At 70.8% G+C, this 25,773-nt stretch carries 17 protein-coding genes; 6 read left to right on the top strand and 11 right to left on the bottom strand.

The window, feature by feature from the left end; translation table 11 throughout:
* Nucleotides 1-34: 34 nt before the first annotated feature.
* Nucleotides 35-1,576 (top strand): DNA polymerase Y family protein, encoded by a 1,542-nt coding sequence (locus AC5Y43_RS03820; protein ID WP_499970390.1) that lies wholly within the window; start codon nt 35-37, stop codon nt 1,574-1,576.
* Here AC5Y43_RS03820 and AC5Y43_RS03825 read toward each other — a convergent pair.
* The 5 genes from AC5Y43_RS03825 to AC5Y43_RS03845 form a co-directional block, all read right to left on the bottom strand.
* Entirely contained in the window at nt 1,567-2,724 is a 1,158-nt protein-coding gene (locus AC5Y43_RS03825) for an alpha-hydroxy-acid oxidizing protein (RefSeq protein ID WP_499969576.1), read from the bottom strand. The genes AC5Y43_RS03820 and AC5Y43_RS03825 overlap by 10 nt on opposite strands.
* Before the next feature lie 14 nt (nt 2,725-2,738).
* Nucleotides 2,739-5,891, bottom strand: coding sequence for an FAD-binding and (Fe-S)-binding domain-containing protein (locus tag AC5Y43_RS03830; protein ID WP_499969577.1), 3,153 nt, complete (start codon nt 5,889-5,891; stop codon nt 2,739-2,741).
* Entirely contained in the window at nt 5,888-7,699 is a 1,812-nt protein-coding gene (locus AC5Y43_RS03835) for a thiamine pyrophosphate-requiring protein (protein ID WP_499969579.1), read from the bottom strand. The genes AC5Y43_RS03830 and AC5Y43_RS03835 overlap by 4 nt, the downstream gene beginning before the upstream one ends.
* Before the next feature lie 129 nt (nt 7,700-7,828).
* Entirely contained in the window at nt 7,829-9,613 is a 1,785-nt protein-coding gene (locus AC5Y43_RS03840) for a glycoside hydrolase family 15 protein (RefSeq protein WP_499969581.1), read from the bottom strand.
* Between the two features lie 59 nt (nt 9,614-9,672).
* The gene (locus tag AC5Y43_RS03845) at nt 9,673-10,407 is read right to left on the bottom strand and encodes a cutinase family protein (RefSeq protein ID WP_499969583.1); all 735 of its coding nucleotides are present in this window, start codon (nt 10,405-10,407) and stop codon (nt 9,673-9,675) included.
* Between the two features lie 338 nt (nt 10,408-10,745).
* Here AC5Y43_RS03845 and AC5Y43_RS03850 point away from each other — a divergent pair, with 338 nt between their 5' ends.
* Complete coding sequence (locus tag AC5Y43_RS03850) at nt 10,746-11,219, top strand: STAS domain-containing protein (RefSeq protein ID WP_499969585.1); 474 nt, start codon at nt 10,746-10,748, stop codon at nt 11,217-11,219.
* A gap of 18 nt (nt 11,220-11,237) precedes the next feature.
* On the opposite strand, the gene kasB is transcribed toward AC5Y43_RS03850, so the two are convergent.
* On the bottom strand, nt 11,238-12,491 hold the full coding sequence (gene kasB / locus AC5Y43_RS03855) for a 3-oxoacyl-ACP synthase KasB (RefSeq protein ID WP_499969589.1): 1,254 nt from the start codon (nt 12,489-12,491) through the stop codon (nt 11,238-11,240).
* A 170-nt stretch (nt 12,492-12,661) separates the two neighbouring features.
* On the opposite strand from kasB, the gene AC5Y43_RS03860 reads away from it, so the two are divergent.
* Nucleotides 12,662-13,771, top strand: coding sequence for an enolase C-terminal domain-like protein (locus AC5Y43_RS03860; RefSeq protein ID WP_499969591.1), 1,110 nt, complete (start codon nt 12,662-12,664; stop codon nt 13,769-13,771).
* Here AC5Y43_RS03860 and AC5Y43_RS03865 read toward each other — a convergent pair.
* From AC5Y43_RS03865 to AC5Y43_RS03875, 3 genes are read right to left on the bottom strand one after another with little or no spacing between them, the layout of a single operon-like run.
* Complete coding sequence (locus tag AC5Y43_RS03865; protein ID WP_499969593.1) at nt 13,734-14,732, bottom strand: nucleoside hydrolase; 999 nt, start codon at nt 14,730-14,732, stop codon at nt 13,734-13,736. The two genes, AC5Y43_RS03860 and AC5Y43_RS03865, sit on opposite strands and share 38 nt — an antisense overlap.
* Before the next feature lie 7 nt (nt 14,733-14,739).
* Nucleotides 14,740-16,746, bottom strand: a complete 2,007-nt coding sequence (locus tag AC5Y43_RS03870) for an SDR family oxidoreductase (RefSeq protein WP_499969595.1) — start codon at nt 16,744-16,746, stop codon at nt 14,740-14,742.
* A 54-nt stretch (nt 16,747-16,800) separates the two neighbouring features.
* Nucleotides 16,801-17,505: a histidine phosphatase family protein gene (locus AC5Y43_RS03875; RefSeq protein ID WP_499969599.1), complete on the bottom strand. Its 705-nt coding sequence runs from the start codon at nt 17,503-17,505 to the stop codon at nt 16,801-16,803.
* A 106-nt stretch (nt 17,506-17,611) separates the two neighbouring features.
* Here AC5Y43_RS03875 and AC5Y43_RS03880 point away from each other — a divergent pair, with 106 nt between their 5' ends.
* Both AC5Y43_RS03880 and AC5Y43_RS03885 read left to right on the top strand, forming a co-directional pair.
* Entirely contained in the window at nt 17,612-18,484 is an 873-nt protein-coding gene (locus tag AC5Y43_RS03880; RefSeq protein WP_499969601.1) for a MaoC/PaaZ C-terminal domain-containing protein, read from the top strand.
* A gap of 32 nt (nt 18,485-18,516) precedes the next feature.
* Nucleotides 18,517-18,672 carry a hypothetical protein gene (locus AC5Y43_RS03885; protein WP_499969603.1) on the top strand — a complete coding sequence of 52 codons (156 nt, stop codon included), beginning with the start codon at nt 18,517-18,519 and terminating at the stop codon, nt 18,670-18,672.
* Between the two features lie 58 nt (nt 18,673-18,730).
* Here AC5Y43_RS03885 and AC5Y43_RS03890 read toward each other — a convergent pair whose 3' ends face one another.
* On the bottom strand, nt 18,731-21,169 hold the full coding sequence (locus tag AC5Y43_RS03890) for a PE family protein (RefSeq protein ID WP_499969605.1): 2,439 nt from the start codon (nt 21,167-21,169) through the stop codon (nt 18,731-18,733).
* A 115-nt stretch (nt 21,170-21,284) separates the two neighbouring features.
* Nucleotides 21,285-22,355 carry a trehalose-phosphatase gene (gene otsB, locus AC5Y43_RS03895; RefSeq protein WP_499969607.1) on the bottom strand — a complete coding sequence of 357 codons (1,071 nt, stop codon included), beginning with the start codon at nt 22,353-22,355 and terminating at the stop codon, nt 21,285-21,287.
* Between the two features lie 54 nt (nt 22,356-22,409).
* Between otsB and AC5Y43_RS03900 the strand changes: the two genes are divergently transcribed.
* Nucleotides 22,410-25,706 carry an error-prone DNA polymerase gene (locus tag AC5Y43_RS03900; protein WP_499969609.1) on the top strand — a complete coding sequence of 1,099 codons (3,297 nt, stop codon included), beginning with the start codon at nt 22,410-22,412 and terminating at the stop codon, nt 25,704-25,706.
* The last annotated feature ends 67 nt before the right edge of the window (nt 25,707-25,773 follow it).

The following is a 25,773-nucleotide window of genomic DNA, read 5'->3' on the forward strand; positions in this document are numbered from 1 at the left end:
GGTGGTTTCCTCACGCGCGCTGGCGATTTGGTGCATGGACTGGCCCGCGGTGGCGGCGGCGGCCGCGGCGGGCCTGCCCGCGACGGCCCCGATCGCGGTCACGTTGGCCAACCGGGTGATCGCCTGCTCGGCGGCCGCCCGTGCGGCGGGGGTGCGGCGGGGGCTGCGGCGGCGGGAAGCGGCGTCGCGGTGCCCGCAACTGCACGTCGCGACCGCCGACGCCGACCGCGACGCCCGCTTCTTCGAAGGGGTGATCGCCGCCGTGGACGACCTGGTACCCCGCGCCGAGGTGCTGCGGCCCGGGCTCCTGGTGTTGCCGGTGCGTGGGGCGGCCCGCTACTTCGGGTCCGAGGAGCGTGCCGCCGAGCGGTTGGTCGACGCGGTGGCCGCCGCCGGCGCCGAGTGTCAGGTCGGCATCGCCGACCAGTTGTCCACCGCGGTCTTCGCCGCGCGGGCGGGCCGGATCATCCCGGCGGGTGACGACGCGAGGTTCCTGTCGGCGCTGTCGATCCGGCAGCTGGCCACCGAGCCGAGCCTGTCCGGCCCAGGACGCGAGGACCTGACGGACCTGTTGTGGCGGATGGGGATTCGCACCATCGGGCAGTTCGCCGCGCTGTCCCGCACCGACGTGGCCTCCAGGTTCGGCGCCGACGGGGTGGCCGCGCACCGGTTCGCCCGCGGCGAACCCGAGCGGGGACCGTCCGGACGAGAGCCGCCGGCCGAACTCGAGGCCGTGCTCGACTGCGACCCACCGATCGAGCGGGTCGACGCCGCGGCCTTCGCCGGGCGCTCGCTGGCCGGCACGTTGCACCAGACGCTGATGGCTGCCGGGGTGGGCTGCACCCGGCTGGCCATCCACGCCGTCACCGCCAACGGCGAAGAGCGGCAGCGGGTGTGGCGTTGCGCCGAGCCGCTGACCGAGGACGCCACCGCCGACCGGGTGCGCTGGCAACTCGACGGATGGTTGAGCAACAGACGGGCTCAAGACCGTCCCTCGTCGCCGATAACGCTGCTGCGGCTGAAGGCGGTGGAGGTGGTGTCGGCCGGGGCGCTGCAGTTGCCGCTGTGGGGCGGGCTGGGGGAGGAGGACCGGCTGCGGGCCCGACGGGCGCTGGTGCGGGTGCAGGGCCTGCTCGGGCCGGAAGCGGTGCGGGTGCCGGTGCTGTCCGGCGGTCGCGGGCCCGCCGAACGCATCACGCTGACCCCGCTGGGTGACGAACCGGCACCGCGGGCCGACCCGGGCCTGCCGTGGCCCGGCCAACTACCGGAGCCCTCGCCGGCCGTTCTGCTCGACGACCCGGTGGAACTGGTTGACGTCCAAGGTAATCCGATACGGGTCACCGGCCGGGGGATGTTCTCGGCCGACCCGGACCGGCTGACCGCGCACGGCCGCGACGAGCGGCTGCGCTGGTGGGCCGGCCCGTGGCCGGTCGACGAGCGGTGGTGGGATGACCGGCCCGTCGCCGGTCAAAGGGGAAGCCGCAGCGCCCGCGCCCAGGTCTTGCTGGAGGACGAGCGCGCGTTTCTGCTGTGCTACCGCCAGCGGCGCTGGTATCTCGAAGGGAGCTACGAGTGAGTGGGCCGCAGCGCGTCGGGGGTCAGGTCCTTCAGCGAGGCGTACCCGTCGACGGCCATGATCAAATCCGCCTCGGCCAGCAGCGAGCGCAGCACGTGCACGATGCCGTCGACGCCACCCAGTGCCAGGCCGTAGGCATAAGGGCGGCCGATGCCCACCGCGGTCGCGCCCAGCGCCAGCGCCTTGATGACGTCGGCCCCGCTGCGCACGCCCGAGTCGAACAGCACCGGCATCCCGTCGGCGGCCTCCAGCACCCCGGGCAGGCAGTCCAGGCAGGCCAGCCCGCCGTTGGCCTGGCGGCCGCCGTGGTTGGAACAGTAAATGCCGTCCACGCCAACGTCTTTGGCGCGGCGCACGTCGTCGGGATGACAGATTCCCTTGACCAGCAGCGGCAGGCTGGTCTGCGCGCGGAGCCACTCGAGGTCGCTCCACCGGAACGGGCCGCCGAAGATCGGCAACTTGCGCACCGCCGCCTCGGTGGCGTCCTCGCCCGGATCCAGCCCGGCGCGGAAAACCGGATCGGAGGTGTAGGTGGCCAGGCATCCGCTGGGCACCTGGGGGTAGTTGCCGCCGCTCAGGTCGCGCGGGCGCCACCCGGTGACCCAGGTGTCGAGGGTCACCGCGATGCCCTTGAACCCGCACGCTTCGGCGCGGTGCACCAGGCTGGCGGCCATCTCACGGTCGGGCGGCGTGTACAGCTGGAAGAAGCCCGGCGTGTCGCCGAGTTCGGCCGCGACATCCTCCATCGGGTCGGAGGTCAGCGTTCCCACGAAGAACGGCACGCCCGTGCGTGCGGAGGCCCGCGCCGCGGCCAGGTCGCCGTGGCCGTCCTGGGCGCACACGCCGATGACGCCGATGGGCGCCATGAAGATCGGTGACGGCAGCGTGATGCCGAACAATTCGACGGACATGTCGCGCTGCTCGGGGGCGATGCCCATGCGCGGATACAAGCCCCAGCGCTTGAAGGCGTCGCAGTTGGCGCGCTGGGTGTGCTCGTCGCCGGCGCCGCCGGCGACGTAGTCCAACACCTTCGGCGGCATCGCCGCGGCGGCCTTGGCCTCGAGGTCGGCGAACCTGATCGGGTAGGGCGGCTGCCGGCCGGCCTGCCCCTGCTCGTAGAGCTCGTTTTGGTACTCGGCAAAGGGCATCGGCGGATTCCCTCCTAATCGCTTGCGGTGGAACAGATCTTGCGTGTCAGAAGCGCACCGGCCAGCGTGGCCGCGCCCAGCGCCGCCGTGGGAATGGCAACGCGGGCGGCGCGGGTCCGCGGGCCGGGTTCGGGGCGGCCGGGGGGAGCCGCGGATGCGACGTCGGCCGAGCTTTTCGCCATCGCCATGATCTGCCCCAGGTGCAGCGCGTCCGCCGCCCCGGAGTCGCTGATCTGCGTCTGGCAGGAGAACCCGTTGGCCACCACCAGCGCATCCCGATTCCTCCGGATCGCCGGCAACAGGGCCTGCTCGCCGCAGTCGAGCGAGAGTTGATACTTGCCCCGCTCGAATCCCCACGAGCCGGCCAGCCCGCAGCACCCGCCGGATACCGGCTCCACGTCGAGTCCCATCTTCTGCAGGACCTGCTGGTCGGCGTCGACCCCGCCGGTGGCCCGCTGGTGGCAGTGACCCCACAGCAGCGCTCGCGCTGACGACACCTTGGGCACCTCGACGCCGAACTCCGTGAAGAACTGAGCGAAGTGAAAGCTGTTGCGCATCAACCGGTCAGCGTCGTCATCATGGGGCAGCAGCTTCTTGAGCTCGTCCTTGAAGACGGCCAGGCAGCTCGGTTCCATGCCGACGATCGGTGTGCCGGCGCGTATTTCGTTGCGCAACTGTCCTAAAACGTCGTGGAGGTAGTGCTCGGCGACGTCGAGGAAGCCGTAGTCGTACAGCGGGCGGCCGCAGCAGATGTGCCCGGTGGGCATGACGACCCGCCAGCCGGCCGCCTCGATCGCCTCGACGCAGGCGACGCCGACGTCGGTGTGCAGGCGGTTGTTGAAGGTGTCGGGAAACAGGATCACCCGCGGCCCGGACGCGTTGACCACCGGGCGGGCGGCGAACCACTGCTGCAGAGTCATCGGCGCGAACGTGGGCAGCGGGCGGCGCCGGTCAATCCCGCCGAGCGCCTTGGCGATTCGGGACAGAACCGGCGTCTGGGTCGCGAAGTTCGCCAGCTCGGGCACGGCGCTGGCCAACCGCGCGGCCTGGTCGATGAACCCGAACGCGTAGGCGTACCGCGGCCGCCAACGGCGCAGCGACCGGAAGTGGTGGTAAAGAAACTCCGCCTTGTAGGTCGGGATGTCCACCTCGACCGGGCAATCGCTGGTGCAGCCCTTGCACGAAAGGCACAGGTCCAGCGCGTCGGCGACTTCGCTGGACTGCCAGCCGTCGGTGATCACCTCGCCGCGCAGCATCTCGAACAGCAGCCGCGCCCGCCCGCGGGTGGAGTGCTTCTCCTCCCTGGTCACCTGGTAGCTCGGACACATGGTGTTGTCCGCCTCGGGCACCCGGCACTTACCGACGCCCACGCAGCGCAGCGCCGCATGCGAGAAGTCGCCCTTGTCCTCGGGGTAGGCGAACTTCACCTTCGGCCGCGGCGGGTTGTAGTCGGTGCCCAGCTTGAGGTTCTCGTCGAAGCGGTAGGGGTCGATCACCTTGCCGGGGTTCATCTTCCACTCGGGATCCCAGATCAGCTTGAACTTGCGCATGGCCTCCATCACGCGCGGGCCGTACTGCTTGTGCAGTAACTCGGCGCGCTGCTGGCCGTCGCCGTGCTCGCCGGACATCGACCCGCCGTAGGACGCGACCAGGTCGCCGGCTTCCTCCATGAAGCTGCGGTAGTTGGCCAGCCCGTCCTTGTGGCGCAGGTCGAACCCGACCCGCGAGTGGATGCAGCCCTCCCCGAGGTGGCCGTACATGGCTCCGCGCAGGTTGTGCTTGGCGTACAGCTGCTGCAGGTCGCGCACGTAGTCACCGACCCGCCGCCACGGGACCGCGGAGTCCTCCCAGCCCGGCCAGTGGTTGCCGCTGTCGACGGGAAAGGCGGTCGAGCCCAGCCCCGCCTCGCGGATCGCCCACAGCTCGGCGCTGTTCCCGCCGTCCTGCTTGGCGCGGGCCAGCACGATGCGGTCGTCGTCGATGCGCTTCTTCTTTTTCAGCCAGCGCACGAATTCCTCGGCGCGCTCGCGGGATTCGCCGGGTTCGTCGGAGCCGAACTGCACCATCAGCCAGGCCCCGTTCGACTCCGGCCGCGGCAGCGCGGCCCGGCCGGCGGGATTGGCGCCGGTCAGCTCCTGGTCGTGGACCAGCACGTGGTCGACGGCCTCCAGGCCGATCGGCTTCCACTCCATCATCTCCGGCGCGAGGTCGCCGGCCTCGCCGAGGGAGTCGAACTGCACCACGACGACGGTGCGGTGCAGCATGGCCGGGGTGAGCATGACGGTGGCGGTCAGCGCCACCGCGCAGGTGCTCTCGGTCCCGACCAGAGCCCGCGCGACGTTGAACCCCCGCTCGGGCAGCAGCTCGTCGAGGTTGTAGCCGGACACCCGCCGGGGCACCTCTTCGACGTCGGCGAAACCCTTGCGGATGTCGTCGGCGTACTCGTCGCGCAGATCCCTTAGTGCGGCATAGATCTCGCCCTTACGCCCACCGGCGGCGATGATGCTGTCGAGATCCTTCTCCTCGTTCACACCGACGGTGAACCGGGCGCCGTCGTACGTGACGATGTCGAGTTCGTGGGTGTTGTCGGAGGTGCGCGGCCCCGGTCCGTAGAAGCGCGACTGGACCGAGTGCACGCCGCAGGAGTTGTTACCGATGTTGCCGCCCAGGGTGCACCGCGAATGCGACGACGGGTCGGGACCGAACACCAGCCCGTGTTCACCGGTGGCCTTGTTGAGTTGTTCGTTGATCACCCCGGTCTGCACGGTGGCCATGCGCCGCTGCGGGTCGATGTCGAGGATGCCGGTCAGGTACTTCGAAAAGTCGATCACCACCGCCACATTCACGGTCTCCCCGGACAGGCTGGTGCCGCCGCCCCGGCACAGCACCGGCGCGTGGTAGGCGTGGCAGGCCCGGACCGTCTGCACGACATCGTCGAGCGTCTTGGGGATGACCACCCCGATGGGGACCTGCCGGAAGTTCGACGCGTCGTTGGCGTACATCGCCAACGTCGCGGTGTCGAACCGCACCTCGCCGCCGACGTGGCGGCGGAGCTGGTTTTCCAGGCCGGTGACGTTGACCTTGTCGACGGTGGCCATTCCGGCGACGAACCGCGCGTCGGGGCGGGCCGGGATGGTCCGCACCTCGTCGGCCCTGAGCAGGTTCATTCGTGGTCGTCCCTGCCGCCGATGCTCTTGATCGACTCGGTGAACTCGTGCATCTTCTGCTTGGCGCCCTTCTTGCCGATGCTGACGCGGTCCGGATCCTTCAGCACGGCCTTGGCGGTCTTCTTCGCCATCATCTTCTTGATGTGCGGCGGGACGGGTGGGATGTCCTTGTCGACGACCACCTCCAGCACCACCGGACCGCTGGCGGCCAGCGCCTGGTCCCACGCCTGCCCGATCTTCTTCGGGTCGTCGCAGCGGATGCCGGTGAGTCCGAGCAGCTTGGCGAACTCGGCGTAGGGGACATCCGGAATATATTGTGACCCTTCAAACTTCGGCTCGCCACCCATTGCGCGCTGCTCCCAGGTCACCTGGTTGAGGTCCTCGTTGTTGAAGACGCAGAAGATCAGCGGCCCATCGGAGAGCCGATCTTTGTAGCGCTTGACGGTGATCATCTCGGCCAACCCGTTCATCTGGAACACCCCGTCACCGATGAGCGCGATCACCGGACGGCCCGGGTGCGCGAGCTTGGCGGCGATCGCGTACGGCGTGCCCGGCCCCATGGTGGCGAGGTTTCCGGCCAGCGACGCGGCCATGCCCGGGCGCATCTTGAGGTGCCGCGCCCACCAGTTGGCGACCGAGCCCGCGTCGGTGGTCAGGATGGCGTTGTCCGGCAGGCGCTTTGACAGCTCGTGGGCCACCAACTCGGGATTGAGCGGGTCGGCCTTGTCGTGTGCCCGCTTGTCCAGCACGGCCCACCACTCGGAGACCTCATTTTCGATCTTGTCCCGCCACGACCGGTCGTCCTTGCGCTGCAGCAGTGGAACCAGTTCGCGCAGTGTGTTTTTGGAGTCGCCGACGAGGTTGGCCTCCATCGGGTAGCGGGTTCCGATCATCTTGCCGTCGAGGTTGATCTCGACGCCGCGACACTGTCCCTCCTGGGGCAGCCATTCGGCGTAGGGGAAGCTGGTGCCGACGAAGAACAGGGTGTCGGCGTCGGACATCATGGCTTGGCTGGCGGTGGAGCCGAGCAACCCGATCGGTCCGGTGACGTACGGCAGGTCATCGGCCAGCACGGCACGGCCGAGCGACGTCTTGGCCACGCCCGCGCCCAGCAATTCGGCCGCCTGGATGACCTCGTCGACGGCCTCCGCGGCGCCTTGTCCGACGACCATCGCCACCTTCTTGCCCTCGTTGAGGATCTGGGCCGCCTTCTCCAGTTCGGATTGCGGGGGAATCACCCGCGGCTTGGTCCAGCCGACGCTGGTGTAGACGGCGCCGTGCATCCGGGGCGGTGAGGGGACGGCATCGGACTCACCCACGTCCTCGGGCAGGATGATCGTCGCCACGGTTCGGTTGTTCAGCGCCACCTTGCAGGCCCGGTCGACGAGTTGCCGCGCCTGCTCGGGTGCCATGCAGATCTGCACGAAGTCCGACGAGACGTCCTTGTACAGCGACAGCGGGTCGATCTCCTGCTGGAAGGCCGCGCCCAGCGACATCCGCTTCTGCTGCCCGACGATGGCGACGACGGGGTGGTGGTCGAGCTTCGCGTCGTAGAGGCCGTTGAGCAGGTGGATCGCGCCGCCGCCGGAAGTGGCCAGGCAACAACCGATCTCACCGGTGAACTTGGCGTGCCCCGTCGCCATGAACGCGGCCATCTCCTCGTGGCGCGGCTGGATCAGTTCCGGATCGCCGCCGGCCCGGTCGAGGGCGCCGAGCATCGACAGGATTCCGTCGCCGGGATATCCGAAGATCCGGTGAATGCCCCACTGGCGCAGGCGGTCGACGATGAAGTCGGCGGTTTTCGGCATGATGCTCCTTCGATCCGGCCAGCGGCCGCGTCGCTATCGATTCCACACGCGCCCGGGGCAACCGTTGCCCAGGGCCATGATCGGGGACTTACCCGGCGCGATGGCGGCCAAACGGCCCAGACTCGGGGATTATCCGGTGCCGACGCCGACGGGCGGACCGCTCGCGTCCGCGAGCCGATGCGCCGCCTCGAACAGCAGCGCGTGCACGAAGGCCTGGGGCAGGTTGCCGCGCAGCTGCCGCTGCCCGACGTCGAATTCCTCGGCGAACAGCCCGGGTGGGCCGCAGGCGGTGCGATTGCGCTCGAACCACCGCACCGCCGCCAGCTCGTTGCCCTGCTGGTGGTCGGCCAGTGCCATCAGAAATCCGCAGAGCAGGAAGGCGCCCTCGGCCTCGCCGAGTGGCCGCTCGTCCGGGCGGAATCGGTAGACGAACCCGTGCCGCCCGAGATCAGCCCGCACCGCCTCGAGCGTGGCGATGCTGCGCGGATCGTCGGCGGCGCCGGCCCCGCGGATCGAGGGCAGCAGCAACGCGGCGTCGACGCGCGAATCGTCCGGCGCGCGTTGCCATCTCCCCGAGGGATGCAGGCAGTCCGAATTCGCGTCGGCCACAAGCAGTTCTGCCAGCCGATCCCATTCGGCACGCTCGGAGGCCGTCGCCACCTCCGCGATGCGCCGCAGCCCGGCCGCGCAGATGAGCCGCGACTCCGCCCAGTGCCGGTTGCCGAGTTCCCAGACCCCGGCGTCCGGTTCGCGCCACCGCTGACCGATCGCCCGGACCAGCGTTTGCACGGCACGCCAACGCGTGCCGTCCAGGCGGTCGTGCCGCCCCGCGGCGGCCAGCAACAGCAGCGCCTCGCCGTACACGTCCAGCTGGAATTGGTCGGTGACCGAATTGCCGAGCTTGACGATGGCGCCGGGATAGCCCGGCAGGTCGACCTCGCGCTCCTCGGGCAGCGCTTCGCCGGCGACGGTGTAGGCCGGGCTCAAACCGGGACCGTCGGCGAGGACCCGCTCGGTGACGAACCGGACGGTGTCGTCGAGCAGCGGGTGAGCGCCCGCAGCCGCGACGGCCTGCCCGCTGTAGCACTGGTCGCGGATCCAGCAGTACCGGTAGTCGTAGTTGCGGCCCTGCTCGGCCCGCTCCGGCAGCGACATCGTCGCGGCGGCGACCATCCCGCCGCCGGCACTGGTCATCCCGCGCAGCACGGCATACGCGGTGCGCGCGTCCTCGTCGGCCAGGGTGCCGGAGAACTCCGGCACCGCTGCCGCCCAAGCGCCTTCGGTGTCGCGCCACGCGTCGTCGGGCCGCGGCGGCCGGTCGCCGAGCTCGCGGTCGGACAGCTCCAGAACCAGGTCGTGGTCGGCGCCCGGGACGACGTCGACAAACGCGCGCAGCGAGCCGTCGTCGCACCGCCGGGCGTCGGCCGCGCCGGACCAGCGGAACCGCAGCGGCCCGGACCGGCCCGTCCATACCGCGTCGTCGCACGAAAGGTCCGCCATGGTTTCGGTGCCGTAGCCCGCGCGGACGTCGAGGGTGACCCGGACGCGGGCCGCCCCGTCCAGCGCGCGGATGCGGCGCAGCACGACGGCGGTGTGCGGGTCGCCGGGAAACGCCAGTGCCTCACGGCATTCGACGATGCCGTCGCCGGTCACCCAGCGCGAGCGCCAGATCAACGACCGTTGCTCGTAGCGGCCGCCCCAGACGAAGCGCGGGTGCTCCGGGGACACGGCGTACATCCCGCCGCCGCCGAGCAGCGAGTTGAATGCGGCCGGACTGTCCCAGCGCGGCAAGCACATCCAGCAGAAGTCGCCGCGCGGACCGACCACGATTCCGCGTTCGCCGTCGGCGAGCAGGCTGTACTGCCGCAGCACCTCCGGTGGGAATTGTCGGGCCAGAGGCGGGATGTCGCTCATCGATTTCCTTCGTTCTCGCGGCGCATACCCCCGTTTTCCGAACAGAATCACCGACGCTGTCAGCGTCGGTGACCTTCGCGCGAAGCCCCTGCCGTCGTGGCACCGGAGCCGCCGCTGAGGTGACTGGCCGCGAAGTCCACACCTTTTTCCACCATGCTCGCGTCGTCCGCATAGGCCCGGTGGGCGGCGAAGTTCATCCCGTCGGAGCAGACCGGGTCCTCGGGGGCGCAGACTTTGATGGTCTTGGCCTCGTACCGGGGGCCGATGACGACCGGCGGCTCGCCGAGGAAGTTCATCGCCCGGACGTTGGGCATTCCGAAGAGCACGACCGAGGACACGTGGCTGGCCACTGAGGGTGCCATCGGTTTGGGCACGCTCGCCGGGTCGACACCGTCGGGCACCGCGGCGGAGGTGACGAAGCCCATCACGGCCGCACCCTGGGAATAGCCGCCGAGGACCATCTTGGTGTTCGGGCATTCCCTGGCCATCGACTCGACGTGAAAGCCGGCGTCCTTGATCCCTGCCAGCCCGGTGTCCCACTGATCGCTGGCGGGGTAGTTGACCGGATACACGTCGAACGACCTACCGCCGACGCGGGAGCGGAGGCCGTCCACGAATGCCTGGCCGGTGGGGCCGACACCGGGATCCTCGCCGGTGCCGCGGGCGAAAACCACCTGCACGTCTGGACATGGCTGGGCGGCGGCGGAGAAGGCAGACGCGAGGACGGAACCGCTGAGGCCCGACGCGGCGACTATCGAAGTGCAGAGGAAATAAATGGCGCGGCGGCTGATCATGTCCGCAGATGGTGCCCTGCCGGATCCGCTTCAAACAAAGAATTTTTCCGGCGCAATGCGGCGGCGCGCGCATTGGTCTGCCAAACACACACTAAGGCCGGAAAACGAAAAGTTCCGGTCGCCGTGCGATGCCGGAGACCAATTGGCCTGCGCGGATTGGTCTTTGAGGTCCGGCATGCGCGTCCCCAAGCGTGGCTTCCGCACCACGGCGCCGAATAATCCGGCTACAGTTTCAGGTGGTTGAAGGATCAGCCTGCCGTGCCCGGTGGCGCTGCCTCCCGATCGCGCCGCGTGGCGGCTCTCCCACAAAACCCGACGGTCAGTTGAGAGGTGTGTCAGTGACGTTGCGCAGACAGCATTTCAGTGGTGGCGTGGTCCATCACTCTCGGGGCGGTGTCGTCCGATGCGACCGGGCCCGGGTGCGCGCGCGGGCCCGCACCGGTGCCATGGTGCTCGAGCTCGACGGAGACGTCGACGAGGCCAACCTCGGCACGTTGGTCGCAGAATTGGCCCGCTTCAGCGCCATTAGAGCCATGCGAGCGCCGCTGATACTTGACGTGCGCAAGGTGGATTTCTTGGGAGTGTCGGGCTGGCGGGCGCTTGTCTCGCTGGGCTATTGGTACCGCGAGGCCGGGCTTTCTTGCGTGTTGGTGGCAGGGCCGGCGCTACGACCCTACCGGCGCATGGCCGCCGATCACCCCGTGTTGCCCGTCGCGGGGTCGGTGGACGAGGCGATGCGCCACCTCAAACCCGGCAGTGGTACCGGTCGTGGCCGGCCGCGGATCGTCGCGCGGGGACATACGCGGTGCTGAACCTCGCAGCGGCGTGCGTCAAGGACGCCCGAACGCCAGGGCGACGTTGTGCCCGCCGAATCCGAACGAGTTGTTGATCGCGTACCGGTAGTCGCCCGCGCGGGGCTTGCCCGCGACCACATCCAAATCGATTTCCGGGTCGAGGTTTTCCAGGTTCAGTGTCGGCGGGATCACCTGGTCGCGCAGCGCCAGCACGGTCAGGATCGACTCGACCGCGCCGACCGCGCCCACCGAGTGGCCCAGCGCGGCCTTGGGGGCGTAGACGGCGGGCGCGTTGGAGCCCAGGGCCCGGTTGATGGCCTTGCCCTCGGCCAGGTCGCCCACCGAGGTCCCGGTGGCGTGGGCGTTGATGTGGTCGATGTCGCCGGGCGTCAGGCCCGCGAGCTGGATCGCCCGGGTCATCGCATGCGCGGCGCGCGCCCCGTCGGGGTCGGGCGCGACCATGTGGAAGCCGTCGGAGGTGACGGCCGCGCCCATCAGGCGAGCCAGGACGTTGGCGCCGCGCGCCCTGGCGTGCTCCTCGGTCTCGATCACCATGAGTGCGCCGGCTTCGCCGAACACGAAGCCGTCGCGGTCCTTGTCGAAGGGCCGGCAGGCGCCTTCCGGATCCTCGTTGTTGGTGGACATCACGATGCGCATCTTGGCGAACGCCGCGATGGGCACCGCCTCGATCTTGGTCTCCACGCCGCCGCAGATCGCGATGTCGGCATCGCCGAACGCGAGGTATTGCCACGCGCGGGCGATGCCCTCCGACCCCGACGCGCACGCCGACACCGAGGTGAGCACCCCGGCCCTGGCGTGCCGCTCCATCGCGATCGCCGCCGCGGAGCCGTTGGGCATGTACTTCTGCACGGCCAGCGGTGAGACCGCGTTCGCCCCGCGGGCACGCATGTCGTCGTAGCTGAACACGAGTTCCTCCGCCGAGCCGAGGCCGGTGCCCAGCGACACCAAGAACCGGTTCGGGTCGGTCTCCGGGGAGCCGGCACTGTCCCACACCCGCCGGCCCAGGACGGTTGACATCCGCTGCAGATAGCCGGTCCTCTTGAGTTCGGCGTGGGTGAGCCGGCTGTCGAACTGCTCCAGCAGATGCCCACCGATGCGCACCGGCAACTCGAACGTCTCGACGAACTCGTCGTCGAGTTCCCGGATGCCACTGCGGCTGCCCAGCAACATCTTCCAGGTGCCTTCGGCGTCGGTGGCCAGCGCGGTCGTCATGGCGACGCCGGTGACGACCACGTTGCGCAGGGCCTTGCCGGTGACCAGCTCCGTCATGAGTGCGCGAACCCTTTCCACAAAGCTTGCCAACGGGTACGGGAAGTCTTCCGCGCCGGCGGATGCGTCAAAAGTGTACGGGGGCAGCCGGTTCAAACTGTTCGTTTTGCGGCTAGGCGTTCGCTTGCCGCCACTCGTTTTCCGGGTAGCTGCACGGGTAGTCACCCGCTATGTCATTGCGTGCGAGTGAACCGATCGCGATCGAATCCGTGGAGGCGTCGGCCTACTCCATCCCGACCGACGCACCCGAGTCCGACGGCACGCTGGAATGGGACTCGACGACCTTCGTCCTGGTGAGCGTGCGGGCCGGCGGGCAGCTCGGCATCGGCTACACCTACGGCGGCACGGCTGTCGTCACCGTCGTGCGGTCCAAGCTGGCCGACGTCCTGGCCGGCGCGGACGCGTTGCAACCGCCGGCGCGCTGGGCGCAGATGCAGCATGCGGTCCGCAACCTGGGTAAGCCCGGCGTAGCCGCCGAGGCGATTTCGGCAGTCGACATCGCGCTGTGGGATCTGCGGGCACGCCTCCTGGGCGAGCCGTTGGTCATCGCGCTGGGCGCCGCCCACGAGGCCACACCGATTTACGGCAGCGGCGGGTTCACCTCGTACGACAACGACACCCTGCGCGCGCAGCTGTGCGGCTGGGTCGAGGCCGGTATCCCCCGCGTCAAGATGAAGGTCGGCCGCGACCCCGACGCCGACCTCGCCAGGGTCGCCGCCGCCCGCTCGGCGATCGGGGACACCGAGTTGTTCGTCGACGCCAACGGCGCGTACACCCGGAAACAGGCCCTGCTGTGGGCCCAGCGCTTCGCCGAGTACGACGTGCGCTGGTTCGAGGAACCGGTGACCTCCGACGACCTCGACGGGCTGCACCGGCTGTGCGAGCAGGGCCCACCCGGAATGGATGTTGCCGCAGGCGAATACGGGTATCACCTGCCGTACTTCCACCGCATGCTCGACGCGGGTGCGGTGGACTGCCTGCAGGTCGACGTCACCCGAGCCCTCGGCATCACCGGCGCCCTCAAGGTCGCCGCGCTGTGTGACGCCCGGGGCATGGACGTCTCTTTGCACTGCGCCCCGCAGATCAGCGGCCACGTCGGCACCGCGATCTGGCACCTGCGTCACCTGGAGTACTTCCACGACCACGTGCGCATCGAGGGGTTGGCGTTCGACGGAACCGTCGATCCCGAACCGGGTGGCGTGCTACGCCCGGACCGGGCGGCGCCCGGGCACGGGTTGAGCGTCAAGCACGCGGATCTCGAGCAGTATCGGGTCGCGTGAGACCGGCCAGTTGGCGCGCGAACGGCGCGACCCGATCGATGAACCGGTCGAAAAAGGCCGCGGGATCCACGTCAACCCCGATCAGCGCGTTGGCTTTTCGGTCTGCCGCCGCGACGGCGGCCGTCACCCCGCGGGCGGGGGGGTCCGCCAACTCGATCGTGACCGTCGCGGCCCGGGTCGCCACCAGCCGCGCGTCCAGCGCCACCGCCGCGGCCAACGGATCGTGCATGAAGGCGACGTAGCCGTGTCCGCGCTCCGCGTGGGACTCGAAGTAGAACCGCATCGCGTCCTCGATCACCGCGACCAATGGCGACGGGCCGGCCGCGTGCGCGAGCCGGGCCAGGATGGCCGGCGTCATGGCGACGCGCCGGGTGAGGTCCAAACCGCAGACGATCGGAAGCCTCGAAAGCCCTTGTCGCCCAGCCCAGCCGGCGAACACCTCGCCGGCCGCGTCGGGATCGACCCGGATGTTCCACTCGGCCATCGGATTGGTGTCGTCACCGAACGCGCCACCCATGATCACCAGCCGGCGCAGCAGCGTCGGCAGCGCGGGCTCGCCGCGCAACGCGAGCGCCAGATTGGTCAGCGGGCCGGTGACCAGGCCGACAAGCTCTCCTGGATGCGCGTGTGCCGCGGCTATCCACGCCGCCGTGGCGTCGTGGCCGGCCAGCCGTCGATCGGTGCGGGGGAGCTCGGCATAGCCCAATCCCGTGGGCCCGTGGAACTTCGAGTGATGGGGCCAGCGGCCGCACAGCGGCTCGTCGGCGCCCTTGGATACGGGGATGGCCGGGGCCCTGCACAATTCGAGCAATCCCAGGTTGTTGGCGCAGACCTGCTCGACGTGAATGTTGCCGCCGGTCGAGGCGATGCCGACGACGTCGGCGTCGGAGCTGGCCAGCAGGTAGATCAGCGCCACCGCATCGTCGATGCCGGTGTCGACATCGACGAAAACGGCGTTCACCGCGATCTCACCAGTGCACGCCCGGCACCAACCGCACCAGTCGCTTGACCGGCCGGGGCGTGCGAATGCCCCCGGTGACCGCGCGGGCCGGGCGCCTGGGCCTGCGCTTCGGCGGCGCTTGCGTCTCGTGCGGAAGACCGCGCGCCGCAGCGGAATCGGGGTAGCCCAGGTACAGCTGATGCAGGATGCGCCGCGACGTGCGCGGTGCGAAGTAGTTGCCGGCCTCGGCCAGCGTGCCCAGCGGGGTGTCGATGCGCGCCGGCTTGTCGACGAGGCCGCGCACCACCATCGCCGCCGCGCGCTCGGGGCTGATCGCGGGCACCGGGTTGAGCCGGTGCGATGGCGCGATCATCGGCGTGCGGACCAGCGGCATGTGCACGGTGGTGAAGGTGATGTGGTCGGAGAGCGTCTCCGTACCGACCACGTCGGCGAACGCGTCGAGGGCCGCCTTGGTGGGCAGGTACGAGCTGTATTTCGGGTTGCGGGCCTGCACGCCGGCGCTGGAGACGTTGACCACGTGACCGAACCGGCGCTCGCGCCAGTGCGGCAGCAGCGCCAGCACCATCCGCACCGCGCCGAAGTAGTTGACGGCCATCACCCGTTCGTAGTCGTGCAGCCGGTCGGTGGAGTTGACCACCGACCGGCGGATCGAGCGGCCGGCGTTGTTCACCAGGTAGTCGACGTGGCCGAAGCGGCCCAGGATGTCCTTGACGGTGTGGTCGACCGACGTGGAATCGGTGACGTCGCAGGTGAATGCGTGGGCGTCCCCGCCGTTGGCCCGGATCTCGGCGACCAGCTCATCGAGCGCGTCGGCGCTGCGGGCCAGCGCGAACACCGTCGCGCCCTTGTCCGCGACCGCGATCGCCGACGCCCGCCCGATGCCGCTGGACGCGCCGGTGATGACGACGTGGCGACCCCGCAGCGGCTCCTTCGGGTCGTCGCGCCGCGCGCGATCGGGGTCCAGATGCTCGGCCCAGTACCGCCACAGCCTGGGCGCGTAGCTCGCGAACTCCGGGACCTCGATACCGTGTCCCTGCAACGCTTTTCGGGTCTCGTCGCTCACGAACTGCGGCGCCAGGTCCACGACGTCGAAGATCTCGGCGGGGATCCCCAGCTGGGTCGCCCCCATGTTGCGCAGCACCCGGGCGCGCCCGCGCACCTTGAGTACCGGCGCGGCCGCCGCGCGGGGCAGCGACCCGCGCAACGGCGGCAGCCCGGCCGCCTCGGCCACCCCGCGGTAAATGCCGCGCAGCCCAATGGTTTTGGGGGCGGTGAGGTGAAACGTTCGCCCGTCCGGCCCATCTGGCCCTTCGGCGTGCATGAGCGCGACGAGCGCGTCGGCGACGTAGTCGACCGGGACGATGTTGGTGCGCCCGGTGTCGGGCAGCAGGATCGGGGTGAACCTGGGCAGCACCGCCAGCTTGGCGAGCACGCCGAAGAAGTAGTACGGGCCGTCGACCTTGTCCATTTCCCCGGTGATCGAGTCGCCCACCACCACCGCCGGACGGTAGACGCGGTAGCGCAAGCCCGGTGTCGACCGGACCAGCGACTCGGCCTCGAACTTCGTCCGGTGATACGGCGTCGGCAGTTGTTGTCCGACGTCGAAGTCGTCCTCGGTGTACTCGCCGGGGAAGTCGCCGGCCACGGCGATCGACGACACGTGGTGCAACGTGGCGCCCAGCCGCCGCGCCAGCTCGATGACCGACCGGGTCCCCTCGACATTGGCGGCGCGCTGCTCGGCCTCCCCGGCGGTGATGTCGTAGATCGCCGCGCAGTGCACGACGTGCTCGACGCGTCCCAGCTCGGCGAGGGTCTGCTCGGTCAGGTCGAGGTCCGGCAGCTCACCGACCAGCGGTTTCACCCGGTCGCCCCAGCGCGCGGCGAGGCGTTCGAAGCGGCCCAGCGATCCGCGGCGCACCAGCACCCACACCTGCGCGTCGGGGCGGGATTCCACCAGACGGGACACGACGTTGCGACCAATAAACCCGGTACCGCCGGTAACGACATACCGCATGCAAGCCATCGTGGCCGCAGGTGGCCGCGCGCGTCAACTCCGCGGGGATCGGGATCAGCCGCCGAAGTTGCGGATGCCGTCCCACTCCTCGAGCGTCCAGCCGGTCATCGGGTTGCCGCTGATCACCACGCGGCCGATGTTGGGCAGTGGGTGGCTGGTCCGCAGGCTGTCCTTGGCGTTTCGCACGTTCATCAGGGTCCAGTACTCGATGGAGAACTTGTGCGAGAACACCACCGGCTTGCTGTGGCCGCTGTCGTAGACCTTGTTCACCGCCGCGGTGAACCGCTCGTTGAACTCCTTGCCGCTGACCGAGCCGGGGATGCGGTTCTGGACGTCACCGTTGAGCCAGTCCGCCGGTGCCAGCAGGTATGTCGAGGAATCCATCGAGGCCGGCTTTCCCTCGAACCAGCCGGCGTCGATCTCCTGGATGCCCTGCAGCGTTTCCACCCGCTTGTGCAGTTCGGCGGCCAACGGCTCGGCGGTCTGCTGTGCGCGCGCCATCGTGGAGGCGTAGACGGCGTCGTACTTGTTGTGGGCGAGCTGGTGCGCGACCTGCTCGGCCTGGCCCTTGCCCTCCGGGGTCAGGCCCGGGCCCGGCACCGAGGTGTCGGTGATTCCGTTGGCGTTGGCCTCCGACTCCGCGTGCCGGATGAAGGTCAACGTGATGCTGCGCTGCTGCGGCGTTCCGCCACAGGCACCGACGATCGTCGCCGCGGCGATCACGGCGAGTGCTTTACCGACCATGCTCCCCTTGCCCATGGCGATAGCCTGCCCTGCCGATGGTGCCGGTGGGAAGGGTTTGCAAGGGTTTGGAAAGCTTGAGTGACGAAAAGGTGCGATTGCAGTTAGTCGAGAGGAGACTCGTATGGCCATTGACCCGAGCGCGGTCGGCGCGGTGACCGAGCCGATGCCGTTCGAATGGACCGACCGGGACACGTTGCTGTACGCCCTCGGCGTGGGGTGCGGGACCGACGACCTGTCGTTCACCACCGAGAACAGCCACGACATCGCCCAGCAGGTGCTGCCCACCTACGCGGTGATCTGCTGCCCGGCCTTCGGGGCGGCGGCCAAGGTCGGAACGTTCAACTGGGCCATGCTCCTACACGGATCGCAGGGGGTGCGGCTGCACGCGCCCCTGCCCGCGGCCGGCAGGCTGTCGGTGGTCACCGAGGTCGCCGACATCCAGGACAAGGGCGAGGGCAAGAACGCGGTTGTGATGCTGCGCGGCCGCGGCACCGACCCCGACTCGGGCCAGCTGATCGCCGAGACGTCGACCACGTTCGTGGTCCGGGGCGCGGGCGGGTTCGGGGGCCAGCCGGGCCAGCGGCCGGCCGCGCCGGAGATCCCGGACCGCGAGCCCGACGCCCGGGTGCCGCTGCCGACCCGCGAGGACCAGGCGCTGATCTATCGGCTGTCCGGCGATCGCAACCCGCTGCACAGCGACCCGTGGTTCGCCCGCGAGCTGGCCGGTTTCCCGAAGCCGATCCTGCACGGGCTGTGCAGCTACGGGGTGGCCGGCCGCGCGCTGGTCGCCGAGCTGGGCAAGGGTGTGGCCGCCAACGTCACCTCGATCGACGCGCGGTTCAGTTCACCCGTGTTTCCCGGCGAGACGCTCACGACGCTGATCTGGCGCACCGAGGCGGGCAAGGCGGTGTTCCGCACGGAGGCCTCCGGCGCCGAGGGGTCCGACGCCCGGGTGGTCCTGGACGATGGGGCCGTGGAGTACGTCGAGGGTTAGCTGGACTGCGGGAGCCGCGCTAACCTAGCCGGGTGCCGGAGCGCAGTCCCTACGAGCAGCTGGTAGCTAGCGGCGAAATACAGCGCGCCACAGCCGATTTCGACGACCTTCCCGAACCGGTCGAACTCGAACCGGGCGTCGAGCTGCCGTCACTGAGGCTTGCGCGCCTGCGCGGTCACGAGCGCTGACGGCAGTCCGCTAATTTTCGTATCCGCCCGTCCTGTGTGACGGTCGGGCGACAGCACGTCAGGTGCCGTCGGCGCCGTGGGTGCCGGCGCCGCCGAACAGCTTGCCTCCGCTGCCGCCGGGCGCGCCCGCGCCGGGGGTGCCGGGGATCGTGCCGGTTCCGCCGTTGCCGCCGTTGCCGCCGTTACCGCCGTTGCCGACGTACTGGGCGCTGCCGCCGGCCCCGCCGGCTCCGCCGCCGCTCCCGTTGCCGGTGTTGCCGGCGGTCCCGCTGCCGGAGCCGGAGCCGGGATTCCCGCCGTTGCCGCCGGTCGCGCCATTGCCGCCGCTACCGCCGTTGCCGTACAGCAACGCGCCGTTGGCGCCGGTCCCACCGCCGCCGCCGACGCCACCGTCCCCGCCATTGCCGCCGTTGCCGCCCCCGGCGCCACCGTTACTGCCGCCCTTGCCGCCGGTCCCGCCGTTGCCGCCGCTGCCGCCGCTGCCGGCGCTGCCGCCGTTACCGGTCAGCAGGCCGCTTCGGCCACCAGCTCCGCCGGCACCCCCGGCACCGCCGGCGCCGCCGGTGCCACCGGTGCCGCCGGGGGTGGTGCCATCGCCATTCGTGCCGATTTGCCCGACGCCCCCATTGCCCCCGGTGCCGCCGCCGCCGGCGGTGCCGCCGTTGCCGAACAGCCCGGCGTTGCCGCCGCTACCCCCGTCGCCGCCTTTGCCGCCACCGCCGCCGCTCACACCATCGTGGTTCGAGCCGCTGGACGTTTGGGTGTTGCTCCCGCCGTTCCCGCCGTTTCCACCTGCTCCGGCGTCGCCGAACAGCGGCCCGGCGTTGCCGCCGGCCCCGCCGTGGCCGCCGGCGCCGCCGAAGGCGCCGGATTCCCGGCCCTTCGTGGACCCGCCAAGGCCACCATCGCCGCCGTGACCGCCGGCTCCGATCAGCCGGGCGCTCCCGCCGGCTCCACCGTCCCCGGCCGCACCGCCGGGGGAGTTGTTGCCACCGGCACTGTTCGATCCGCCGTTTCCGCCGGCCCCGCCGTCGCCGCCGTTGCCATAGAGCGCCCCGCCGTTGCCACCGGCGCCGCCATTCCCGGCCGCACCGCCCGCCCCCTGGCCGCCCGTCTGGTTCCCACCCGCGCCCCCGGCGCCGCCGTGTCCGCCGTTGCCGACCAGCCCGGCACTCCCGCCGGTTCCGCCGCTCGCACCGGCGCCACCGGCCTGGCTGGCGCCGTTACCACCGCCGGCCCCGCCCGCCCCGGCGTCCCCGCCGTTGCCGTACAGCCACGCGCCGGACCCGCCGTTGCCGCCCGCTCCAGCTGCGCCACCATTGCCCTGGGCGTTGGTGGACCCGCCGCCACCACCCGCGCCGCCGGCCCCGCCGTTGCCGTACAGCAATCCGGCCGACCCGCCGGCCCCGCCGACGCCTCCGGTCCCGCCGGTGAGGCCGCCGCCGCCGCTTTGGTTTTGCCCGCCTGCCCCGCCGGCGCCGCCGGCACCGCCGTCGCCGACCAGGTAGCCGCCGCCCCCGCCGGCTCCGCCGGCGCCTCCAGCCCCGCCGGACGAGCCGGTTTGGGTATTCGCGCCGCCGATGCCGCCGGCCCCGCCGCTCCCGCCGGGGCCGAACATCCCGGCGTGACCACCGGCCCCGCCCGCCCCGCCGACCGAACTGGTCATGCTGTCGAGGCCGTCGCCGGCGTTGCCGCCGCTTCCGCCCGCGCCCGCGGTGCCTGCCAGCAAGCCGGCATTGCCGCCCAGACCACCGGCCCCGCCGCTGCCGCCGGGAGTGGTGGCATCACCGTTCGCTCCCGGGGCGCCGGTTCCGGCGGCCCCGCCGTTGCCCCACAGCCAGGCGTTGCCGCCCGCCCCGCCGCTGCCGCCGCTGCCGCCTACCGCGGTGGCAACACCACCGTTGCCGCCGAACCCGCCACTGCCGTAAAGCCATCCGCCGTTGCCGCCCGCGCCGCCGTTGCCGCCGGCACCGCCGTTGCCGCCGTTGCCGCCGTTGCCGACCAGCCCGGCGGAGCCACCGCTGCCACCGGCCAGGCCGGAACCCGTTTGCGAATAGCCGTTGCCGCCACTGCCGTACAGCAGGCCGCCGGCGCCGCCGTTGGGGCTGGCCGCCGTCCCGTCGGCGCCGTTGCCGATCAGCGGGCGCCCGAGCAACGCCTGGGCGGGCGCGTTGATCGCATTGAGCGCGTCCTGTTCGAGGGTCTGCAGCGGGGAAGCGTTGGCGGCCTCGGTCATTGCGTAGGAAAGGCCGGCGCCGTTCAGCGCCTGCACGAACCGGTCGTGAAACGCCGTCGCCTGCCGGCTGAGAGTTTGGTACGCCTGGCCGTACTCGCCGAACAGCGCCGAGATGGCCGCCGAGACCTCGTCGGAGGCTGCCGCCTGGATCTGGGCCGTCGGGCCGACGGCCGCCGCGTTTGCAGCGCCAAGCGCCGACCTGATTCCGGCTAAGTCCGTCGCCGCCGACGCAATGTCGGGCGAAGCGATGACAAAAGACATGTCTGACCTCCCGATCGTGGCGCGAAGCTTAGCGCGGCCGCCATGGCGCGTCCTGAAATTCGCGCATGTCTCCAGGGAGTTCGCAGGAAGATTGGCAATGACCAAGGGTCATGCGTCAATTCGCGGTGGCCTCGTCCAACCGCCGCGCCAGCCGCTCGGTGAACTCGGCGGCCCGCGCGGGGCTCTCCAATGCGAATTGAGCGGCGGTGGCGCGATCACCATCCTCGTTGTGCCGCACCAGGATCGGGATGCCGTCGTCGACGATCGCGTCGAACGCGTCCTCGTCGGTGATGTCGTCGCCGAGATAGACCGGCAGCAGGGGACCGGCGTCGTGCAGGTGCTCGATCACCCAGCGCAAAGTCTTTCCCTTGTCCCAGTCCAGATCCGGGCGCAGCTCGATGACTTCGCGCCCCGTCGTCACACGAAGCGCGTCGCGCCGACCCGCCGCGCGCACGGCCGCGGCCACCTCGCCGACCCGATCGCGCGCGGCGTTGCGGTAGTGCACCGCGACGCCAAAGCGCTTGTGCTCCACCACCACCCCGCTTATCGGGCCAAGCCGCTCGCGCAGCTCGTCGGCCGCCCGCGCCAGCACCGGGACGGCCACCGCCGCGTCCTCGTTTTGGTGGTGTGTGCCGTCGGGCGCGGTCAGCTCGAACCCGTGGCTGCCGGCATACCAGATGCCGGGCACGCCGAGACGCGTTGTCACGTCGGCGAGGTCGCGTCCCGACAGCACCGCGACCGGGCATCGGGCGGCCAGGTCCCGCAGCGCTTCGACCGCGCCGGCGACGGGCCGCGCCGCGTCGGGGTCGTCGACGATGTCCGACAGCGTGCCGTCGAAGTCGTAGAACACGGCCGGTTTGCGGTCGGCCAGGAGGTCCAGCGCCTGCGCGGCATCCGGCAGCTGGGACATGCGCCGGTCCCCGGTGCGCACCGCGACATCGCCCGCGTCGTTGACGACCAACGCGAAGCCTTGGTCGCGCGCGGCCGCCGCGGCCGCCTCGTCGTGGGTGACGACGGCGCATCGGCCCGGGCGCACCGAGAGCGCGCCGGCCGCCTCGTGCAGGTTGGTGAAGGTCGCGGTGGCGACGCCGGCGTCGCGCAGTTGCCGGATCAGCGTCGGCGGGGGTTCCTGTGCGGCATCGAAGAGCACCGCGTCGTGGCGGCGCGGGTCGATGGTGACTGGCATCAATCAACCCTTTCAGGGGTGCGGCATCGAACATACTTTCGATAGACTGCTCGCGTGGGCTGGTTCAACGGGCCGCCGAGCTGGGCGGAGATGGAGCGGGTGCTCGACGGCAAGCCGCGCCATGCCGGCGCGCCGGAGGAACTTCCGGAGGACGGCCCGCTGTCGCGCAAACGCGGGGCGTACCGGCCGCCGGGCGACACGCGACCGGCCCACACCTGCGTTCCCTATGCCGAGTTGCACGCGCATTCGGCGTTCAGCTTCCTCGACGGGGCCAGCACCCCCGAGGAGCTGGTCGAGGAGGCCTCCCGGCTGGGCCTGCGCGCGCTGGCGCTCACCGACCACGACGGCCTGTACGGGGCGGTGCGGTTCGCCGAGGCGGCCGCCGAACTCGAGCTGCGCACGGTGTTCGGCGCCGAACTGTCGCTGGGCGGCGAGCCCCGCACCGAGCGACCGGATCCGGCCGGTCCGCACCTGCTGGTGCTGGCCCGTGGGCCGGAAGGCTACCGGCGGCTGTCGCGGCAACTGGCCGCCGCGCACCTGGCCGGCGGGGAGAAGGGCAAGCCGCGCTACGACCTCGACGCGCTGACCGAGGCCGCCGGCGGGCACTGGCACATCCTGACCGGATGCCGCAAAGGCCATGTGCGCCAAGCGCTTCACGGGGGAGGCCCAGACGCGGCGGAGCGGGCGCTGGCCGACCTGGTGGACCGGTTCGGCGCGCACCGGGTCAGCGTCGAGCTGACCCACCACGGCTTGCCCCTCGACGACGAACGCAACGCGGCGCTGGCCGGGCTCGCGCCGCGCTTCGGCGTCGGGGTCGTCGCCACCACCGGCGCCCATTTCGCGGGCCCGTCGCGCGGGCGGCTGGCCATGGCGATGGGCGCCATCCGGGCGAGGCAGTCGCTGGATGCCGCCGCCGGCTGGCTGGCGCCGTTGGGCGGCTCGCACCTGCGCTCCGGCGAGGAGATGGCCCGGCTGTTCGCGCATATGCCTTTTGGGGGCCCCGACGTGGTGACGGCCGCCGCCGAGCTCGGCGAGCAGTGCGCGTTCGGGCTGGCGCTGATCGCCCCGCAGCTGCCGCCGTTCCCAGATGTACCGCCCGGCTCTACCGAGGACAGCTGGCTGCGGCAGCTGACCATGGCCGGAGCACGCGATCGCTACGGCCCAGCCGAAAAAGCGCCGCGCGCCTACTCGCAGATCGAACACGAACTGAAAGTCATTGCGCACCTGCAGTTTCCGGGCTACTTCCTGGTGGTGCACGACATCGCCCGGTTCTGCCGGGACAACAACATCCTGTGCCAGGGCAGGGGATCGGCGGCCAACTCCGCGGTCTGCTACGCCCTGGGTGTCACCGCGGTCGACCCGGTGGCCAACGAGTTGCTGTTCGAGCGGTTCCTGTCGCCGGCGCGCGACGGGCCGCCCGACATCGACATGGACATCGAGTCCGACCAGCGCGAGAAGGTCATCCAGTACGTCTACGACAAATACGGCCGGGACTACGCCGCCCAGGTCGCCAACGTCATCACCTACCGGGGGCGGATCGCGGTGCGCGACATGGCCCGCGCGCTGGGCTTCTCGCAGGGGCAGCAGGACGCGTGGAGCAAGCAGATCAGCACCTGGAGCGGGGTGGCGGATTCCCCCGATATCGAGGACATCCCCGAGCCGGTGATCGAGCTGGCCACCCAGATCCGGAACCTGCCGCGGCACATGGGCATTCACTCCGGCGGCATGGTGATCTGCGATCGCCCGATCGCCGACGTGTGCCCGGTGGAGTGGGCGCGCATGGAGAACCGCAGCGTCCTGCAGTGGGACAAGGACGACTGCGCGGCAATCGGTTTGGTGAAGTTCGACCTGCTCGGGCTGGGCATGCTCTCGGCGCTGCACTACGCCATCGACCTGGTGGCCGAGCACAAGGGGATCGAGGTGGACCTGGCCCGCCTCGACCTGTCCGAGCCGGCGGTGTACGAGATGCTGGCGTGCGCGGATTCCGTCGGCGTGTTCCAGGTGGAGTCGCGCGCGCAGATGGCCACGTTGCCCAGGCTGCGGCCGCGGATCTTCTACGACCTGGTGGTGGAGGTCGCGCTGATCCGCCCCGGACCCATCCAGGGCGGGTCGGTGCATCCCTACATCCGGCGGCGCAACGGCGTCGACCCGGTCGTCTACGACCACCCGTCCATGGAGTCGGCGCTGCGAAAGACGTTGGGGGTGCCGCTTTTCCAGGAGCAGCTGATGCAGCTGGCCGTCGACTGCGCCGGGTTCTCCGCGGCCGAGGCCGACCAGCTCCGGCGCGCCATGGGCTCCAAGCGCTCGACCGAGCGCATGCGACGGCTGCGCGGCCGCTTCTACGACGGCATGCGCGCGCTGCACGGCGCGCCCGACGAGGTGATCGACCGGACCTACGAAAAGCTGGAAGCCTTCGCCAATTTCGGCTTCCCGGAAAGCCACGCGCTGTCCTTCGCGTCGCTGGTGTTCTACTCGTCGTGGTTCAAGCTGCACCACCCGGCGGCGTTCTGCGCAGCGCTGCTGCGCGCGCAGCCGATGGGTTTCTACTCGCCCCAGTCGCTGGTGGCCGACGCGCGCCGGCACGGCGTGGCGGTGCACGGCCCGGACGTCAACGCCAGCCTGGCCCACGCCACCCTCGAGAACGCCGGAACGGAGGTCCGCCTCGGTCTGGGCGCGGTCCGCCACATCGGCGACGACCTGGCCGAGAAGCTGGCCGGGGAGCGAAAAGCCAACGGCCCGTTCACTTCCCTGCTGGACCTAACCGGAAGGCTGCAGCTAACCGTGTCGCAGACCGAGGCGCTGGCCACGGCCGGGGCGCTGGCCTGCTTCGCCATGTCGCGGCGGGAGGCGTTGTGGGCGGCCGGGGTCGCGGCAACCCAGCGCCCGGACCGGCTGCCCGGGGTGGGGTCGTCGTCGCACATCCCGTCGCTGCCGGGGATGAGCGAGCTGGAGCTGGCCGCCGCCGACGTGTGGGCCACCGGCGTCTCCCCGGACAGCTATCCCACGCAGTTCCTGCGCGACGACCTCGACGCGATGGGCGTGGTGCCCGCCGGACGGTTGCTTTCCGTGCCCGACGGCGACCGCGTGCTGATCGCCGGCGCGGTGACCCACCGGCAGCGGCCCGGGACGGCCCAGGGCGTGACGTTTCTCAACCTCGAGGACGAAACCGGGATGGTCAACGTGCTCTGCACGCCCGGGGTGTGGGCGCGGCACCGCAAGCTGGCCAACTCCGCGCCGGCGCTGCTGGTCCGCGGCCAGGTCCAAAACGCCAGCGGTGCGATCACCGTGGTCGCCGAGCGGTTGGGCCGCATCTCGCTGTCCGTCGGGTCGAAGTCCCGCGACTTCCGCTAGCAATCCCGTCACGCGGACGCGGTTGCCGGGCTAAGTTCTGACCACCGCTTGGAATCGGCTGTATTGG

The organism is Mycobacterium sp. NGS57, assembly GCF_059812405.1.

What these genes read in the sequence shown, in the direction of transcription:
- AC5Y43_RS03820 (WP_499970390.1), top strand. Translation starts at nt 35, where the DNA reads ATGGACTGGCCCGCGGTGGCGGCGGCGGCCGCGGCGGGCCTGCCCGCG.
- AC5Y43_RS03825 (WP_499969576.1), bottom strand. Translation starts at nt 2,724, where the DNA reads ATGCCCTTTGCCGAGTACCAAAACGAGCTCTACGAGCAGGGGCAGGCC.
- AC5Y43_RS03830 (WP_499969577.1), bottom strand. Translation starts at nt 5,891, where the DNA reads ATGAACCTGCTCAGGGCCGACGAGGTGCGGACCATCCCGGCCCGCCCC.
- AC5Y43_RS03835 (WP_499969579.1), bottom strand. Translation starts at nt 7,699, where the DNA reads ATGCCGAAAACCGCCGACTTCATCGTCGACCGCCTGCGCCAGTGGGGC.
- AC5Y43_RS03840 (WP_499969581.1), bottom strand. Translation starts at nt 9,613, where the DNA reads ATGAGCGACATCCCGCCTCTGGCCCGACAATTCCCACCGGAGGTGCTG.
- AC5Y43_RS03845 (WP_499969583.1), bottom strand. Translation starts at nt 10,407, where the DNA reads ATGATCAGCCGCCGCGCCATTTATTTCCTCTGCACTTCGATAGTCGCC.
- kasB (WP_499969589.1), bottom strand. Translation starts at nt 12,491, where the DNA reads ATGACGGAGCTGGTCACCGGCAAGGCCCTGCGCAACGTGGTCGTCACC.
- AC5Y43_RS03860 (WP_499969591.1), top strand. Translation starts at nt 12,662, where the DNA reads ATGTCATTGCGTGCGAGTGAACCGATCGCGATCGAATCCGTGGAGGCG.
- AC5Y43_RS03870 (WP_499969595.1), bottom strand. Translation starts at nt 16,746, where the DNA reads ATGCGGTATGTCGTTACCGGCGGTACCGGGTTTATTGGTCGCAACGTC.
- AC5Y43_RS03875 (WP_499969599.1), bottom strand. Translation starts at nt 17,505, where the DNA reads ATGGGCAAGGGGAGCATGGTCGGTAAAGCACTCGCCGTGATCGCCGCG.
- AC5Y43_RS03880 (WP_499969601.1), top strand. Translation starts at nt 17,612, where the DNA reads ATGGCCATTGACCCGAGCGCGGTCGGCGCGGTGACCGAGCCGATGCCG.
- AC5Y43_RS03890 (WP_499969605.1), bottom strand. Translation starts at nt 21,169, where the DNA reads ATGTCTTTTGTCATCGCTTCGCCCGACATTGCGTCGGCGGCGACGGAC.
- otsB (WP_499969607.1), bottom strand. Translation starts at nt 22,355, where the DNA reads ATGCCAGTCACCATCGACCCGCGCCGCCACGACGCGGTGCTCTTCGAT.